This window comes from Rhizobium sp. BK591, assembly GCF_014195045.1.
Taxonomy (GTDB): Bacteria; Pseudomonadota; Alphaproteobacteria; order Rhizobiales; family Rhizobiaceae; genus Rhizobium; species Rhizobium anhuiense.
Genome location: NZ_JACIAZ010000003.1, coordinates 527,943 through 544,806, shown reverse-complemented (window position 1 = coordinate 544,806; position 16,864 = coordinate 527,943). Strand labels below are relative to the sequence as shown.

Below are 16,864 nucleotides of genomic sequence, written 5' to 3'. Positions count from 1 at the left end.
GCCGCTGAGGAGAAACCATGGCCAGTATCAGCAATCAGGATATCGACGCCGTTCTTGCCCATGTGGACCGGAGCCTCGATGACAGCCTGGCGCGGCTTTTCGAGCTGATCCGCATTCCGAGCGTCTCGACCGACCCGGCTTATCGCGATCAATGCCGCGCCGCCGCCGAATGGCTGAGCCGGGATCTGGCTGCCATCGGCTTCGAAGCATCGGTGCGCAAAACGACCGGCCATCCGATGGTGGTCGCGCATGAAAAGGCGGCATCCGCACCGCATCTGCTGTTTTACGGCCATTACGATGTCCAGCCGGTCGATCCGCTGGCACTGTGGACCAGCGATCCGTTCGAGCCGCGCATGGAAGCCTTGCCGAACGGCGATACCGCGATCGTGGCGCGCGGCGCCTCCGACGATAAAGGACAATTGATGACCTTCGTCGAAGCCTGCCGCGCCTGGAAAAGCGTTACCGGGAAACTGCCGGTGCAGGTGAGCATGCTGTTCGAAGGCGAAGAAGAGGCCGGCAGTCCGAGTCTCGCACCCTTTCTGGATGCCACGGCGGACGAGTTGAAGGCCGATGCTGTTTTCGTCTGCGACACGGATATGTGGGATCGTGAAACGCCTGCCGTCACCACGATGCTGCGCGGTATCTACACCACGGAAATCGAGATCACCTGCGCCGATCAGGACCTGCATTCCGGCATGTTCGGCAATGCCGCACGCAATCCGCTGCAGGTGTTGTCAGACATCGTTTCAAGCCTGCGGCGAACCGATGGCGGCGTTGCGGTCGAAGGTTTCTATGACGGCGTGAAAGAGCTCCCCGACGCCATCAAGGCGCTGTGGAAAAGACTGCCCTTCGACGAGGAGGCCTTTCTCGGCGATATCGGCCTGAGAGATCCGGCCGGCGAGGCAGGCCGTTCCGTCCTCGAACAGATCTGGGCGCGGCCGAGCTGCGAGATCAACGGCATGAGCGGCGGCTATACGGGCGAAGGCTTCAAGACGGTCATTCCGGCGAAGGCAAGCGCCAAGATTTCGTTTCGACTGGTGGAAGGACAGGATCCCCAAGCGATCCGCGATGCCTTCCAGCGGCATGTGCGCGCACGTATCCCCAGGGATTGTTCGGTCAGTTTCAGGGATTATGGACTTTCGCCGGCCACCGTCATGCCGATCGACAGTCCGTTTCTCACCAGGACGCTTCAGGCGCTTTCGACAGAATGGCAATGCGAAGCGGCTCTTGCCGGCACGGGAGGCTCGATCCCCATCGTCGGCGACTTCAAACGCCGGCTCGGATGCGATGCCCTCCTGGTCGGCTTTGCCCGCTTCGACAACCGCGTCCACAGCCCGAACGAAAAATATGATCTCTCCAGCTTCCACAAAGGCATACGATCCTGGGTTCGTATCCTGGCGGCCCTCGCCGACTGACGCGCGGCACTGTAACAGTTTGAATTATGCAATAGGCTGTGGTGCGGCCAATGTCTTGCGGACCTTCGGGGCCGAGAATTAAAGCACTGTACCATCCCTATCGACACCGAAGCAGCAGAGACCACCGATGAGGATATCAGCTCCCCGCGACTTCCTGAAAAGCCTGTTCGACGCGGCGGTTCGCGCCGCCGATCCGCTGACCGGCATCAAAGCGCATCTGCCTGACAGGCCGAAGGGAAGGACCGTGGTGATTGGCGCCGGCAAGGGCGCGGCGCAAATGGCGCGTGCCCTCGAAAGCGTCTGGGACGGAGCGATCGAAGGCCTGGTGGTCACCCGCTACGGCTATGGTTGCGAGACGCTCGGCATCGAAATCATCGAGGCCGCCCATCCGGTACCCGATGCCGCGGGGCTCGCCGGGGCAAAGCGGTTGATGGAAACGGTGAACGGCTTGACGGAAGACGATCTGGTGATCGCGCTGATCTGCGGCGGCGGCTCGGCGCTGCTGCCCGCTCCGCCGGAAGGGCTGACCCTCGAAGACGAGATCGCTCTCAACGAAATGCTACTTGCCTCGGGCGCGCCGATTTCGGCGATGAACGTCGTGCGCAAGCATCTCTCCACCATCAAGGGCGGAAGGCTTGCGGCAGCGACCAGAGCGAAGGTCGTCAGTCTTGTTGTCTCCGACATTCCCGGCGACAACCCGGCCCATGTCGCCTCCGGGCCGACGGTGCCGGATGGTTCGACACGACACGATGCGCTCGAGATCATCCGGCAATATGGATTGCAGCTGCCGCAGGCCGCACTCGACCATCTGAACTCGCCGAAGGCCGATGCCCCTCGCCCGGACGATCCGGTCTTCTCACGGCACGCGCACCACATCATCGCCTCCGCGGGCGTTTCGCTGGAGGCCGCTGCGGCACTGGCAAAATCGCAGGGGATCGAGCCGGCGATCCTTTCGGATGCGATCGAGGGGGAATCGCGCGACGTGGCGCTGGTGCATGCAGCGATCGCCCGCGAAGTATTGGGCCGGAACAGGCCGTTTTCGAAGCCGGTCGTCATCCTTTCCGGCGGCGAGACGACGGTGACGCTGCGCGCCAAGGGCGGCAAGGGCGGACGCAACGGCGAATTCGCGCTCGCCATGGGGCTTGCGATCGACGGACAGGAGGGCATCCATGTCCTTGCTGCCGACACGGACGGGATCGACGGCTCGGAGGATAATGCCGGCGCCTTTGCCGATGGCGGCACGGTGAAGCGCCTGCGCGCCGCCGGGCTCGATCCGCGCCGCCTGCTCGACGGCAATGACAGCTATTCAGGCTTTGCGGCCAGCGGCGATCTGTTTGAAACCGGCCCGACCGGAACCAATGTCAATGATTTCAGGGCTATCCTGATCCGTTAGCAGCCCGCGGCAATGGTGGGTCAGGTCTTGATCCGCCCCTGCCCGACCAGCCAGCCGACCGATTCCTGCACCGCCTGCAGCGACTGATATCTCGGGGTAAACCCAAGCAAGCGCCTGGCTTTGGCGATCGAGCAATTCGGGCTGCGGGCGATATGCTCCCAGGTCGCCTCCGCATCCTCGGCCGTCTGGCCTTTGGCCCAGGCATCGAACGGCGCGAAGGTGAGCTTCGGCTCATGCCCGAACCACCGCGACATGGATTCGGCGTAGCCGCGAAGCGTCAGCGCCTGCTGAGAGACCGCGTGGAAACTTTCGCCGATCGAGGCATTCCAGTTGGCGATCGCATCCATGAACATCGCCGCCACATCATCGGCATGGACGTGATGAACGGTCTCCAGACCGAAATTGGGCAGCGCCAGGGTCTCTCCGCGGGCAAGGGTTGAAAAGACCTGCAGGTTGAAATTGCCGGCTGGATTGAGCGGCGCCCAGCCCGGACCGACAATATGACCGGGATGGATGATGGTGGCCGGAAATCCGCGAAGCCTTGCCTGCTGTAGCAGGTAGGTTTCGATATCAGCCTTCTGCGTGCCGTAATCGCCGAAGGGAGATTTCGGCGCCTCTTCCAGCGTCGGCACGGCGCTGGCATGGCCATGCGTCCAGATCGTGCCGGTATGCAGGAAATGGCCGACATGCCCCGACAGCGCCGTCACCAGCTGCTCGGCACTTTCCAGCGTGAAGCAGATCATGTCGATGACGATATCGGCTTTCACTTCACGGACGGCCGGGCCGAAATCACCCACCCGCTCCATCGCCGCCCGATCCATCTGACGCTGATCGACAGAAGCCCAGGCATGGTTTTCCGTATAAGGCTTCGCCGTGCCGCGGCTGATCGTGACGACGTCATGACCTGCCTCCACCAGGCGGGGAACGAGATAGGTTCCGACATGGCCCGTTGCCCCGATTACCAAAACCCGCATCGTCATTCCTCCTTTGGCATTTCCGTGTCGAATATGCTGCGCTCAGGCGATCCTGCAAGCAGACTTTTCATGATCCAGGCGGCTGGGCCAGGCCCGCTACCGGTTCTTGAAAACAAGGCAGGTGCCGCCGTGTTTGCGGATCTGGTTGCAGAGATCATTGGCTTCCATACGCGTCTGCCGACCGATGCGGGCAGCGTAGCGCGGGCGAAAACCGAAGCTGCGATCGCGCTGGCGCAGGATCAGCGGCTGCTCGGCATTCAGGGGCGCAGGCAGATCCTGCACGGCATCGAGAAACATGCGTCGGGCCACCGCGACATTCGCATTCGCCGCAAGCTGGACGCCCCAGGGGGCCCATTCGCCCTCCTGACGCCAGGGCGTGTCCTTCAACGTCCGTCTCTCCGCGAGCGCCACGCAACCATCGATGAAGGACTTGTCCTTGTCGAGCGGGGCGGCCGCATCTTGCGGTGGGTTATCCTTCCATTCCTCGACCGTATGGGCAGTGATCGCCGTGACATAGCTGCGCGTTTCGTAGGGTAATCTTCCTGACGTAAGGTAAGATGCTAGGCCGTTTTCGCCGGCATTATAGGCGGCAGCGGCAAGGCCGAGATTGCCGAAGCGATTGCGCAGTTCGTCGAGATACTGCGCCGATTTCCGCAGGGCTTCCAACACCTGGTAGCTGTCTTCAAGACCGCGCAGTTTCGCCGTACCGGGCATGAACTGCGCAATCCCCTGCGCTCCTTTGAAGCTGACGGCATCGGGGCGAAAGGTGCTCTCGCGCCAGATGAGACGGGCGAAATAATCCGGCGGCAATTGATTGGCGCTGGCGAAATGCTCGATCGCGACGCAAAGGTCACGATTGAAACTGTCCTTACGGATGCAGAGCGCTTCACCCGATCCCGACGCTGAAGGACCTGAATAGAGACAGGCCGGCGGTCCCGCGCTTCCTTCCGGCTGAGCCGTGACCGCATCCACGTGGGAAAACAGAAGGCAAAGCGAAAGCATGGCCTTCGCCGATCTCCTCCCCATGTCGGACTGACATTTCCGGCCTATCATCGGATCTCGGCGGGTTCGAACTTCCATCGCGACGCGGAATTCTCAATACCATCGATACGGGTAGGAAGCTTCCGCTGATGTTTGCCGGCAACCCCAAACTGGCCGATATCGCCGATCTGCTGGCTGTCGTCGACGGCATTCTGCTGACAGGCGCCAGAGCCAATGTCCATCCCAGCCGTTTCAACACGGTGCCGGATCCCAAGCATGAACCTTATGACGAGGATCGTGACGGGCTGGCGCTGCCATTGATCGAAGCCTGTGTAGCGCGCGGCGTTCCTATTTTCGGCATATGCCGCGGTTTCCAGGAAATGAACGTCGCGGCCGGCGGCTCGCTGCATCCCGAAATCCGGGAATTGCCCGGACGCATGAACCACCGAATGCCGCGCCTGGAAACCGGCGAGATCCATCCCGACCTCGCCATCGTTTTCGGCGATCGTCACGATGTTCAACTTATACAGGATGGGATGTTTGCACGCATCCTCGGCCGGGAGACGATCCGGGTGAACTCCCTGCATGGACAGGGCATTCTCGAGCTTGGCGACAGGGTCGTTGCCGAAGGCATTGCAGAGGACGGGACGATCGAGGCGATACGGTTCAAGGATGCGCCGGGATTTGCGCTCGGCGTGCAATGGCATGCCGAATACGATCCGCAGACCAACCCCGTGAACCGTGCGTTGTTTCAGGCATTCGGCGATGCGGTTCGGGCACGAAAAGCCACCGCTTAATCTGACAACTACGGCGATCATCACCGCCTTCCGCATCAACAAAAAGCCGCCGCGAAACTGCTTTCGCGGCGGCTTTGTAGCAGTTGGGAAGCAGCGATCAGGCGGTCGGCTGCTTGGTCTTCCTGAGATAGGGCAGAACCGTATCGAAGGAACCGAAACGCGTGATCGCGTCTTCGTTGGAAACCGCAGCGGTGATGATGACGTCCTCACCCTGGTTCCAGTTCGCCGGCGTCGCCACCTGGTGCTTGGCCGTCAGCTGGATGGAATCGATGGCGCGCAGGATCTCATTGAAATTGCGGCCCGTCGTCATCGGATAGGTCAGGATCAGTTTGATCTTCTTGTCGGGACCGATGATGAAAACCGAACGCACCGTCGCATTGTCGGCAGGCGTGCGGCCTTCCGAGCTCTCGCCGGCGCCGGCCGGCAGCATGTCATAGAGCTTGGCGACCTTGAGGTCCTTGTCACCGATCAGGGGATATTCGACGTCGAAACCGGTGGCGGTCTTGATGTCGTTCTTCCACTTGGCATGGCTTTCCACAGGATCGACGGAGATGCCGATGATCTTGGCACCACGCTTGGAAAACTCCCCCGCCAGGCCGGCCATGGCGCCGAGCTCGGTGGTGCAGACAGGCGTGAAATTCTTCGGATGCGAGAACAGGACGGCCCAGCCATTGCCGATCCAATCATGGAAGCTGATCGGTCCCTGGGTGGTGTCGGCGGTAAAATCGGGGGCAATATCGTTGATGCGTAAGCTCATGGTCGGCCCTCCAAAGCCTTGTGTTCAATGTTGTTCTTCTCAAATCGAGGCCATGGGATCCGTCCGCCGGGAGCGGTCGCGAGATTGCGGTCAACAGGATCGCACCGGCCGAAGGTAAAAGACTTCCCATTCCAGGATTTTAAGTAAGTCATATACCACGATTACCGAAGGCATGCTCTTTCGATTTCCGGCCTGCTCCGGCATTATTTTTCCGGCATGTGCGCGCGACAAAGAGACCGATGGTTTTCCATCGGTCCCGTCAAAAGCGGCAGGCACAACTGCCTTGCCCCTTGCTTCAGGCGGCCTGGATGGATTTGATCCTGTCGATGCCGCCGACAACAGGCGCGAAATCGTCCCATACGCCCTGGGCGCCCTTCTGCCATTCGTCGAAGGCTTCCGGCTTCAGGAGCTTCCGCCATGGCCAAGCGCCGTCTCGACGAATTTGGCTTCACCATCGACGATCAGCTGGTTGAAATAGGCGGCTCCTTCGCTGAAGGCCTGCTGGAACACCGCGCCATGCAGTGCGGTCATGCGCTGCTGGCCGACGGAATGCCCTCGCCCGAAAATGCGGCAATTTGATTATTTTTTGCGCATATCTATTTTTGCACAGTTTTCAGGCGACACCTTGCCAAAATTGCTGCAGCGCGTCATAAATATAGCAATGACGCATCGCGATCTGACAATTCTGGTGATCGACGAAAATGCCATTCGCGCCTCCATCATCGAAGAGGGGCTGCGCGAGGCAGGGCATGCGCACGTCACCGTGGTCCATGAGGTCAACGGCATTGCGCGAATCATCGAAACGCTGATGCCCGACGTGATCATCATCGATATCGAAAATCCCAATCGCGACATGATGGAGCATCTCTTCCAGCTGACGCGCACGGTCAGCCGTCCGATCGCCATGTTCGTCGATCGCTCCGACACCGCCTCGATCGAGGCCGCCGTCGATGCCGGCGTCTCGGCCTATATCGTCGATGGCCTGAAGAAGGAACGCGTCAAGCCGATCCTCGACATGGCCGTCAGCCGCTTCAACGCCTTCAGCCGGCTGCGGCGCGAGCTTGCCGATGCCCGCTCAGCGCTGGAAGAACGCAAGCTCATCGAGCGCGCCAAGGGCATATTGATGAAGATGCGCGGCCTGTCTGAGGAAGAGGCCTTCGCGCTGCTGCGGCAGACGGCGATGAACGAAAAGAAGAAGATGTCGGAAATCGCCCAGAGCGTCGTCACCGCCGCGGGGCTGTTGATGTAATGGCCGACCTGATGAATTTCCGGAGGAAACCGGAGTGGATATGATGACGAAGACCGCCAAATCAGGCGGCGAGTTGCCCTCGCCCATGCGCCTGAATGCCGAAGGACCGAAAGTGCTCAGGGCCGGTTTCATTCCGCTCGTCGATGCGTCAGTGCTGATTGCAGCGGCGGAATTCGGTTTCGCGCAGAAGGAAGGCCTGACGCTCGATCTCGTCAAGGATGTCTCCTGGGCGAATGTGCGTGACCGTCTGGCATTCCGCCAGTTCGATATCGCCCACATGCTGTCGCCAATGCCCGTCGCCTCCATGCTCGGCCTCGGCTCCAATCCCTCACCGACGATCACACCGTTTTCGCTGGGGCGCGGCGGCAATGCGATCACCCTGTCGACGCGGCTCTTCGACAGGATGCGCAATGACGCGGGACTGCCGGAAACGGCAGGCGCGCTCGACAATGCCCGCGCCCTGGCAAAAACACTGGCGGCGATGAAGGTGCGCGGCGAACCGCTGCCGACCTTCGGGGTCACCTATCCCTTCTCCTCGCATAATTACGAATTCCGCTACTGGCTGGCCGCCGGCGGCATCGATCCCGATAAGGACGTCAAGCTCGTCGTGGTGCCGCCGCCGATGACTTCGGATGCGCTGGCCGCCGGTGCGATCGACGGTTTCTGCGTCGGCGCGCCGTGGAATATGGTCGCTTCGGAGCGCGGCGTCGGCCGCATCGTCGCCGCCAAGCAGGATATCTGGCCGTCCGCCCCGGAAAAGGTGATCGGCATGCGGCCGGATTGGGCGGAAACCCATCCGGAAACCGTTTCCAGGCTGATCGTGGCGCTCGATGCGGCAGCCCGCTGGTGCGACCAGCCGGACAATCACGATGCGCTGGCGGCCGCTCTTGCCGACCCCCGCTATATCGCTGCCCCCGTCGAGATCATCCGCCGCGTGCTCGCCGGCGAATTCAGCCTCGACGCAAAGGGCAACCGGCGCATCATCGCCGATTATTTCATGTTCCATTCCGGATTCGCCAATTATCCTCGGCCAAGCCAGGCGCTGTGGATATACAGCCAGATGATCCGCTGGGGGCAGGCCGAGGCCAGCCTCAACATGGCAAGGGCTGCCGCGTCCGCCTACCGCCCGGATCTCTATCGGACAGCGCTCGGCGACGGCAACGCACCCGATGATGCCGATATCCGCATCGAAGGCGGCGACGAGGGCGACCGTTTCATGGACGGCCATGTCTTCGACCCGGCGAGGCTGCCTGATTATGTCGCAGGCTTTGCCGTCAAAAGCGCCCTGCCCTTCGTTACCGGCGACGAAATCTGATCCACGCCCGCCTGCCCAAAACGCCAGCAAGGATCTGCGCCCCACATGGCAAGCGCACAAAAGATTAGCACAACTGTCGACAGCTCGAAAAACAAGCAAACGGCCGATTTCGAGAAATGTAAATAAATCAATACATTACACAAAAAGCGACAAACTGGCACGCAGCTTGCAAGGATATTACCGCACCGGTCAAAGGCGATCTGCGCAGAAAGAGCGCCAGCAGGCGTTCACGGAAGACACGGAGATCCTCTTCAAATGGAAGAAGCAGATCTCGGTGATTTGAAATCAAATACCTGGGCGATCATGTCGATTGTCTCCGGGTAACCGGCCGGAAGGCCCAAGAATTCGGCGTCCAACGGCGGGCGCCACCAGCAAAGCCGCTGATCAGGATATTTCGCGCACCTCGTGTATGCGCGTCCTGACCAGCGGCTTTTTGTTTTAACCCTCAGCGATGGATCGGCACGACCTTGTCGGGCCCCGGAGAAGTTATGTCTGTCATCGAGAAAGTGCCACCCATGTCCGCCGGCGAACCAGCCAAAGCATTGTGGATTTCCACGGTCGCCTTCACCCTCTGTTTTGCCGTCTGGACGATCTTCGCGATCATCGGCATTCGCATCAAGCAGGATCTCGGGCTGAACGAGGCCGAGTTCGGCCTGCTGGTCGGCACTCCGGTGCTGACCGGTTCGCTCGTGCGCATCGTCCTCGGCATCTGGACGGGGCGTTACGGCGGCCGTCTCGTTTACACGCTCACCATGCTGGCCGCCGCATTGGCGACCTTCCTGCTCTCCTATGCCCAGACTTATACGCAAATGCTGATCGCCGGCCTCGGTGTCGGCCTTGCCGGCGGCTCGTTTGCGGTCGGTGTCGCCTATGTCTCGCCTTTCTTTCCGGCGGAGAAGCAGGGAACCGCGCTCGGCATCTTCGGCGCCGGCAATGTCGGCGCAGCCGTGACCAAATTCGCCGCTCCTTTCGTGCTGCTCGCCTGGGGCTGGCAGGCGGTTGCCGAGATCTGGGCCGTCTGTCTGGCGCTGATGGCAATCGTCTTCTGGTTCACCACGACCGATGATCCGGCCTACCGTCTCCGCCGCGAGCGCAACGTCGCGTCCAAGAGTTTTGCCCAGGAATTCGCGCCGCTGCAGAACGTTCAGGTCTGGCGCTTCTCGCTCTACTATTTCTTCGCTTTCGGCGGCTTCGTCGCCCTGTCGCTGTGGCTGCCGCGCTACCTCGTCGGCGTCTACGGCTTCAACCTCGAAACTGCCGGCATGATCGCGGCCGCCTATTCCATTCCCGGCAGCATCTTCCGCGCCTTCGGCGGCGTGCTGTCGGACAAGAAGGGCGCGCGCAGCGTCATGTATACGATGTTTGCCGTGTCGGCCGTCGCCACCCTCATCCTGTCGCTACCGGCTGCGACCATCACGCCGGTCATCTTCATCGTGGTGATCTTCGTGCTCGGCTTCTTCATGAGCCTCGGCAAGGCCGCCGTCTACAAGCACATTCCGGCCTACTATCCGGAAAACGTCGGCGCAGTCGGCGGCGTCGTCGGGATGATGGGCGGCCTTGGCGGCTTCATCCTTCCGATCGCCTTCGGCCTCCTCAAGGACATGACCGGCCTCTGGTCCAGCTGTTTCCTGCTGCTGTTTGCGATCGTCGTCACCTCACTCATCTGGATGCACCTGTCCGTCAAGCAACTGTCGCGCCAAGGGCACTCGGCGCCCGTGGCTGCAACCTGATCTAAGGACTTGGAAATATGACCGAAAAACTCGTCATCATCGGCAATGGCATGGCGCCCGGGCGCATGCTGGAGCACCTCTTCGAACAGGCGCCCGGACGCTATGAAGTTACGATCTTCAATGCCGAGCCGCGCGTCAACTACGACCGCATCATGCTGTCGCCGGTTCTCTCCGGCGAGAAGGATTACGAGCAGATCATCATTCACGGTGACGGCTGGTATATCAAGCACGGCATCATGCTCTACAAGGGCCACAAGATCGTCAATATCGATCGCGTCGCCAAGACCGTCACCTCCGACCACGGCGTCACCGAAAGCTACGACAAGCTGGTGATCGCAACCGGTTCGGTGCCCTTCATCATCCCCGTTCCCGGCAAGGATCTGCCCGGCGTCATCACCTATCGCGATCTCGACGACGTGCAGGCCATGCTGCTTGCCGCCCAGTCGCGCGAAAAGGCTGTCGTGATCGGCGGCGGCCTGCTTGGCCTGGAAGCAGCCGCCGGTCTTGCCCAGCGCGGCATGGACGTCACCGTGCTGCACGTCATGCCGACGCTGATGGAGCGCCAGCTCGATCCCGCCGCCGGCTATCTATTGCAGAAGGCGGTGGAGGAGCGCGGCATCAAGGTCATCTGCAAGGCCAATACCAAGGCGATCATCGGCAACGGCAAGGTCGAAGGCATCGAGCTTGACGACGGCCGCATCATCCCGGCAACGCTTGTTGTGATGGCCGTCGGCATTCGTCCCAGTGTCGGCCTTGCGAAGGACGCCGGCATTGCGGTCAATCGCGGCATCGTCGTCGATTCCGGCATGCAGACCTCGGATGGCGATATTCTCGCGCTCGGCGAATGCGCCGAAGTGGGCGGCATGGTCTATGGCCTCGTTGCGCCGCTCTATGAAATGGCCCGAATCGCTGCCGCGCATCTCTCTGGCGATCGCTCGCCCGCCTTCGTTCACGCCGATACGCCGACCAAGCTCAAGGTCACCGGCATCGAGCTTTATTCACTCGGTGACTTCGCCGACGGCGACGACCGCGAGGAGATCGTGCTGCGCGATGCCAGCGCCGGCGTCTATAAGCGCCTGGTGCTGAAGGACAACAAGATCATCGGCACTGTGCTTTACGGCGAGACCGCCGACGGGGCATGGTTCAACGATCTGAAGAAGAAGGCCACCGATATTTCGGAGATGCGCGAGACGCTGATCTTCGGACAGGCCTATCAGGGAGGGTCGCCGCTGGACCCTATGGCGGCCGTTGCAGCCTTGCCGGATGACGCGGAGATCTGTGGCTGCAACGGCGTATGCAAGGGCAAAATCACTTCGACGATTTCAGGCAAGGGGCTGACGTCGCTCGACGACGTCCGTGCCCACACGAAGGCATCCGCCTCGTGCGGCTCCTGTACCGGCCTCGTCGAGCAACTCATGGCACTGACGCTCGGCGACAGCTACAATCCGGCCGCCGTCCAGCCGATGTGCACCTGTACCGAACTCGGCCATGACGATGTCCGCCGTCTGATCAAGGCCAAGGGCCTGAAGAGCATACCTGCCGTCATGCAGGAGCTGGAATGGAAGACTTCCTGCGGCTGCGCCAAATGTCGGCCGGCGCTCAACTATTACCTCGTCTGCGACTGGCCGGACGAATATGCCGACGACTACCAGTCGCGTTTCATCAATGAGCGCGTGCATGCCAATATCCAGAAGGACGGCACCTACTCCGTCGTTCCGCGCATGTGGGGCGGCGTCACCAATTCGAACGAGCTGCGCGCCATCGCCGATGTCGTCGACAAATTCGAGATCCCGATGGTCAAGGTGACCGGCGGCCAGCGCATCGACCTGCTCGGCATCGAGAAGGAAGACCTGCCCGCCGTCTGGGCCGATCTCGGCAAGGCCGGCTTCGTCTCCGGCCAGGCCTATGCCAAGGGTCTGCGTACCGTGAAGACCTGCGTCGGCTCGGACTGGTGCCGCTTCGGTACGCAGGACTCCACCGGTCTCGGCATTCGCATCGAGAAATTCATGTGGGGCTCCTGGACGCCGGCCAAGCTGAAGATGGCCGTCTCCGGCTGCCCGCGCAACTGCGCGGAAGCGACCTGCAAGGACATCGGCGTGATCTGCGTCGATTCCGGTTTCGAGATCCATTTTGCCGGTGCGGCCGGTCTCGACATCAAGGGCACGGAGGTTCTTGGGCTTGTCCGGACCGAGGACGAGGCGCTGGAGCATATCGTGGCGCTGACGCAGATGTACCGCGAGCAGGCCCGCTATCTCGAGCGCATCTACAAGTGGGCCAAGCGCATCGGCCTGGAGGAAATCCGCCGCCAGATCATGGGCGATGCCGAAAAGCGCCAGGCCTATTACGACCGCTTCGTCTTCAGCCAGAAATTTGCCCAGGTCGATCCCTGGTCGGAGCGTGTTTCCGGCAAGGACAAGCACGAGTTCAAGCCGATGGCGACGATCGGCTATCCGCAGGCAGCCGAGTAAGGAGATGGACATGAACTGGCCCAATGAAAACTGGCATCCAATCGGTGACATCTCCGACATCCCCTTACGCGGCGCGCGCTGCGTGAAAACACCGCAGGGCAAGATCGCCGTCTTCCGCACGGCTGAAAACGAGGTCTTCGCCATCGAAGACCATTGCCCGCACAAGGGCGGCCCGCTCTCCCAGGGCATCGTGCATGCCAAGGCGGTCACCTGCCCGTTGCACAACTGGGTGATCTCCCTCGAAACCGGCAAGGCGCTCGGCGCCGACGAGGGCCAGGTGCGGACCATCCCGGTCCGCAATGAGGACGGCGCCCTCTTCATCGCGCTCGAAAGCCTGATGATGGCGGCGGAATAGATGGCGGCTGAGGTCAAGACCACCTGTCCCTATTGCGGCGTCGGCTGCGGCGTCCTCGCCACGGTCGATGAGGCCGGAACCGTCAGCGTCAAGGGAGATCCCGAGCATCCGTCGAATTTCGGCCGGCTCTGCTCGAAGGGGTCGGCCCTTGCCGAAACCATCGATCTCGACGGCCGGATTCTCTATCCCGAAATCGCAGGCGAACGGAGCGGTTGGGACGAAGCACTTGACCTGGTCGCCCGGCGTTTTTCTGAAACGATCGCCGAACACGGGCCTGACGCTGTCGCCTTCTACGTCTCGGGCCAGTTGCTGACCGAGGATTACTACGTCGCCAACAAGCTGATGAAGGGCTTCATCGGCTCGGCCAATATCGATACCAATTCAAGGCTCTGCATGTCCTCCTCCGTGGCGGGGCATCGCCGCGCCTTCGGCGCCGACACGGTGCCCGGAACCTATGAGGATATCGAACTCGCCGATCTGGTGATCCTGACCGGCTCCAACCTTGCCTGGTGTCATCCCGTCATCTACCAGCGGCTTGCCGCCGCCAAGACGGCGCGGCCCAACATGCGGATCGTCGTCATCGATCCGCGCCGGACGATGACATGCGATATCGCCGACCTGCACCTGGCGATCCGCCCCGACGGCGACGTCGCGCTGTTCATGGGACTGCTTGCCCATCTCGCGACAAGCCCGGCCATCGATCAGAACTATATCGGCGCCCATACGGAAGGTTTCGGCGAGGCTTTTGCGGCGGCCGCAGCACTTGATATCAACGAACTCCTGGAACGCACCGGCCTGCCGGCCATGCAGATCAGGGAGTTCTTCCGCCTGTTCGAGACGACGCCGAAAGTCGTCACCTGCTACAGCCAGGGCGTCAATCAATCCGCCTCCGGCACCGACAAGGTCAATGCCATCCTCAACTGCCACCTGGCGACCGGCCGCATCGGCCGTCCCGGCATGGGACCGTTCTCGCTGACCGGCCAGCCGAACGCCATGGGCGGGCGCGAGGTCGGCGGCCTTGCCAATATGCTTGCCGCCCATATGGCGATCGAGAATACCGATGACCGGGACCGCGTGCAGCGCTTCTGGAATTCGCCCGTCATCGCCGCAAAACCCGGCCTGAAGGCGGTCGACATGTTCCGCGCCGTGGCCGACGGACGCATCAAGGCGCTCTGGATCATGGCCACCAATCCCGTCGTCTCGATGCCGGATGCCGATAGCGTCGAAAGCGCGATCGCCGCCTGTCCCTTCGTCGTCGTGTCGGACATCCTCAAAGAGACGGATACGACCCGGCACGCAGACGTGCTTTTGCCCTCGCTCGGCTGGGGCGAGAAGGACGGGACCGTCACCAATTCCGAACGGCGCATTTCCCGGCAGCGGCCGTTTCTAGGGCTCCCCGGCGATGCAAGAGCCGACTGGTGGCAGCTTGCCGAGGTCGGGCGCCGCATGGGATTTGCCGCCGCCTTCGATTTTGATGCGCCAGACGCAATCTTTGCGGAGCACGCCGCGCTTTCCACCTTCGAAAATAACGGCAGCCGCGATTTCGACATCGGCGCGCGCGCCGATATCAGCGGCGACGCCTATGACGAGCTTTCGCCCTTCCAGTGGCCGCAGCCGGCAGGGACCGCACCCGGCGTCACCCGCTTCTTCGCCGAGGGTGGATTCTTCCATCCGGATGGCAAGGCACGTTTTGTCGCGGTCAAACCGCCGGCCACGGATCGCACCAGTGCCGATTTCCCCTTCACGCTGAATACCGGGCGCATCCGCGACCAGTGGCACACGATGACGCGAACCGGAAAGAGCGCACGCCTTTCCGCCCACATCGCCGAACCCTTTGCCGAGATCCATCCGCGTGACGCGATCGAGACCGGTATATCAAGCGCCGGTCTGGTCGAGATCGAAAGCCCCCATGGCAAGGCGATCGTCCGGGCGCTGGTGACCGATCGTCAGGCTCGCAGCGGCGTCTTTGCGCCGATGCACTGGAACGATCAGTTCGCCGCGAAAGCGCGGATCGATGCCGTGGTCGCGCCGATCACCGATCCCGTTTCCGGTCAGCCGGCGTCGAAGAATGTTGCTGTCGCCATCCGGCCCTTCCGCGCCACCCATTATGGCTTCGCCGTCTCTGCTACAAAACCGGCCACGCCCAACGCGGCCTATTGGGCGCTGGCGAAAGCCTCCGGCGGCTGGCGGCTGGAGCTTGCCTTCGGTGAAGCTGTCGAAGACTGGACAGCCTGGTGCCGGGCGGTGTTCGCCATTCCGGCCGAGGTCGAACCACTGGGTTATGCCGACCGGCAATCCGGCGACCTCAGGCTAGCCTTTTTCGATGGCGAGGTCCTGCTTGCCGCGCTGTTTCTCGCCCGCGAGCCGGTCGCCGTCGCGCGCAATTGGGCGATCTCGCAGCTTACTGCCTCGCATGGCGACCTCAGGAAGCGCTTTGCGCTGGTCGCTGGCCGTCCCGGAGCCGGCAGGCCGGATCCGGGCGCCACCGTCTGCTCCTGCTTCAGCGTCGGAGTCAATCAGATCGCTGCCGCCGTGCGCGGCGGATGCCACAGCGTCGAGGCGGTCGGCAAGGAAACGAGCGCCGGAACCAATTGCGGCTCCTGCCGCAGCGAAATCGGCAGGATCATCGATCGATGTCTTGCCGCAGCCGCGGAGTGAAAGCGCAAAGGATGCTGTAACGCGGCGGGACTGATGTCAGGCCGTGGCGGGGACGATCAGCATCTTACGCTCGGCAGAGATGCGAACCGCGATCTCGTCATAGGATGAGAGCGTCGGATGGGGCGTTTCCATCTTGTCGTGATGGGTTGCGGTGACGACCATGACATCGGCGCCCGCCGCTTCGCCGGCGGTGATGCCGGCTGCGACATCCTCGAATACCAGGCAGTCCCGCGTGCCGACGCCGAGGCGTTCGGCGCCGAGAATGTAACATTGCGGATCGGGTTTTCCGACCTTCACGTCCTCCGCCGTCACCATGAATTTCGGCAGCGGCAGCCCCGCCGCCTCCAGCCGCCTGTGGGCAAGGCGCAGAGGCGAGGAGGTGACGATCGCCCAGCGATCCGGCGGCAGTGAACTCAAAAATGCCGCAGCACCCGGGATGGCAACGACATCGCTGACATCGGCGATCTCGGCCTCGGTCACCAGCCTGGATTCATGTTCGGGATCGACGCCGGGCAGGTTCAGCCGGGTGATCGTGTCGATGCCGCGCGATCCGTGCATCTTCGGCAAAAAGGTTGCGACATCGAGCCCGTGGCGCCTTGCCCAGTCACTCCATGCACGCTCGGCCGCACGGATCGAATTGAGGATGGTGCCGTCCATATCGAACAGGAAGGCGGCATAAGGCTTCTCGAAGCCGCGGGGCATCGGCAGGGACAAAGGCGGATCCTTTTAAGGAAGAGTGTCGGATGGTCGTCGTATCGCTCGATCAAACGGC

Annotated in this window: 12 protein-coding genes and 2 pseudogenes; 9 read left to right on the top strand and 5 right to left on the bottom strand. The window is 62.0% G+C overall.

Annotated features, from left to right (window positions below; all coding sequences use genetic code 11):
* Nucleotides 1-17: 17 nt before the first annotated feature.
* Both FHX10_RS15735 and FHX10_RS15730 read left to right on the top strand, forming a co-directional pair.
* Complete coding sequence (locus FHX10_RS15735; RefSeq protein ID WP_097543827.1) at nt 18-1,415, top strand: dipeptidase; 1,398 nt, start codon at nt 18-20, stop codon at nt 1,413-1,415.
* A 127-nt stretch (nt 1,416-1,542) separates the two neighbouring features.
* Nucleotides 1,543-2,808, top strand: coding sequence for a glycerate kinase (locus FHX10_RS15730; RefSeq protein ID WP_097543826.1), 1,266 nt, complete (start codon nt 1,543-1,545; stop codon nt 2,806-2,808).
* 20 nt (nt 2,809-2,828) lie between these two features.
* Here FHX10_RS15730 and FHX10_RS15725 read toward each other — a convergent pair whose 3' ends face one another.
* Together FHX10_RS15725 and FHX10_RS15720 are read right to left on the bottom strand one after the other, a co-directional pair.
* Nucleotides 2,829-3,782, bottom strand: coding sequence for an NAD-dependent epimerase/dehydratase family protein (locus tag FHX10_RS15725; RefSeq protein WP_047615362.1), 954 nt, complete (start codon nt 3,780-3,782; stop codon nt 2,829-2,831).
* A gap of 96 nt (nt 3,783-3,878) precedes the next feature.
* Nucleotides 3,879-4,862 carry a lytic transglycosylase domain-containing protein gene (locus FHX10_RS15720; protein WP_174824493.1) on the bottom strand — a complete coding sequence of 328 codons (984 nt, stop codon included), beginning with the start codon at nt 4,860-4,862 and terminating at the stop codon, nt 3,879-3,881.
* Nucleotides 4,863-4,897: 35 nt separating this feature from the next.
* Here FHX10_RS15720 and FHX10_RS15715 point away from each other — a divergent pair.
* A pseudogene (locus tag FHX10_RS15715) lies at nt 4,898-5,560 on the top strand (gamma-glutamyl-gamma-aminobutyrate hydrolase family protein); the annotation flags it as partial.
* Between the two features lie 97 nt (nt 5,561-5,657).
* Here the strand turns inward: FHX10_RS15715 and FHX10_RS15710 are convergent.
* The gene (locus FHX10_RS15710; RefSeq protein WP_017964008.1) at nt 5,658-6,317 is read right to left on the bottom strand and encodes a peroxiredoxin; all 660 of its coding nucleotides are present in this window, start codon (nt 6,315-6,317) and stop codon (nt 5,658-5,660) included.
* 295 nt (nt 6,318-6,612) lie between these two features.
* Nucleotides 6,613-6,830, bottom strand: a pseudogene (locus tag FHX10_RS15705) (TRAP transporter substrate-binding protein); the annotation flags it as partial.
* Between the two features lie 148 nt (nt 6,831-6,978).
* Between FHX10_RS15705 and FHX10_RS15700 the strand changes: the two are divergent.
* The 6 genes from FHX10_RS15700 (at nt 6,979) to FHX10_RS15675 (ending at nt 16,092) form a co-directional block, all read left to right on the top strand.
* Entirely contained in the window at nt 6,979-7,566 is a 588-nt protein-coding gene (locus FHX10_RS15700; RefSeq protein ID WP_047614717.1) for an ANTAR domain-containing response regulator, read from the top strand.
* A 34-nt stretch (nt 7,567-7,600) separates the two neighbouring features.
* Complete coding sequence (locus FHX10_RS15695) at nt 7,601-8,881, top strand: CmpA/NrtA family ABC transporter substrate-binding protein (RefSeq protein WP_174824492.1); 1,281 nt, start codon at nt 7,601-7,603, stop codon at nt 8,879-8,881.
* Nucleotides 8,882-9,369: 488 nt separating this feature from the next.
* Nucleotides 9,370-10,611 carry an MFS transporter gene (locus FHX10_RS15690; protein ID WP_047614713.1) on the top strand — a complete coding sequence of 414 codons (1,242 nt, stop codon included), beginning with the start codon at nt 9,370-9,372 and terminating at the stop codon, nt 10,609-10,611.
* 17 nt (nt 10,612-10,628) lie between these two features.
* Complete coding sequence (gene nirB, locus FHX10_RS15685) at nt 10,629-13,079, top strand: nitrite reductase large subunit NirB (protein ID WP_047614711.1); 2,451 nt, start codon at nt 10,629-10,631, stop codon at nt 13,077-13,079.
* Nucleotides 13,080-13,083: 4 nt separating this feature from the next.
* Complete coding sequence (gene nirD, locus FHX10_RS15680; protein WP_047614709.1) at nt 13,084-13,434, top strand: nitrite reductase small subunit NirD; 351 nt, start codon at nt 13,084-13,086, stop codon at nt 13,432-13,434.
* On the top strand, nt 13,435-16,092 hold the full coding sequence (locus tag FHX10_RS15675; protein ID WP_097543824.1) for a nitrate reductase: 2,658 nt from the start codon (nt 13,435-13,437) through the stop codon (nt 16,090-16,092).
* Nucleotides 16,093-16,128: 36 nt separating this feature from the next.
* Here the strand turns inward: FHX10_RS15675 and FHX10_RS15670 are convergent, their stop codons facing one another.
* The gene (locus tag FHX10_RS15670) at nt 16,129-16,806 is read right to left on the bottom strand and encodes an HAD family hydrolase (RefSeq protein ID WP_047614706.1); all 678 of its coding nucleotides are present in this window, start codon (nt 16,804-16,806) and stop codon (nt 16,129-16,131) included.
* Between the last annotated feature and the right edge of the window lie 58 nt (nt 16,807-16,864).

Coding starts and splice junctions, on each gene's coding strand:
- FHX10_RS15735 (WP_097543827.1), top strand. CDS start 18: ATGGCCAGTATCAGCAATCAGGATATCGACGCCGTTCTTGCCCATGTG.
- FHX10_RS15730 (WP_097543826.1), top strand. CDS start 1,543: ATGAGGATATCAGCTCCCCGCGACTTCCTGAAAAGCCTGTTCGACGCG.
- FHX10_RS15725 (WP_047615362.1), bottom strand. CDS start 3,782: ATGCGGGTTTTGGTAATCGGGGCAACGGGCCATGTCGGAACCTATCTC.
- FHX10_RS15720 (WP_174824493.1), bottom strand. CDS start 4,862: ATGGAAGTTCGAACCCGCCGAGATCCGATGATAGGCCGGAAATGTCAG.
- FHX10_RS15710 (WP_017964008.1), bottom strand. CDS start 6,317: ATGAGCTTACGCATCAACGATATTGCCCCCGATTTTACCGCCGACACC.
- FHX10_RS15700 (WP_047614717.1), top strand. CDS start 6,979: ATGACGCATCGCGATCTGACAATTCTGGTGATCGACGAAAATGCCATT.
- FHX10_RS15690 (WP_047614713.1), top strand. CDS start 9,370: ATGTCTGTCATCGAGAAAGTGCCACCCATGTCCGCCGGCGAACCAGCC.
- nirB (WP_047614711.1), top strand. CDS start 10,629: ATGACCGAAAAACTCGTCATCATCGGCAATGGCATGGCGCCCGGGCGC.
- nirD (WP_047614709.1), top strand. CDS start 13,084: ATGGACATGAACTGGCCCAATGAAAACTGGCATCCAATCGGTGACATC.
- FHX10_RS15675 (WP_097543824.1), top strand. CDS start 13,435: ATGGCGGCTGAGGTCAAGACCACCTGTCCCTATTGCGGCGTCGGCTGC.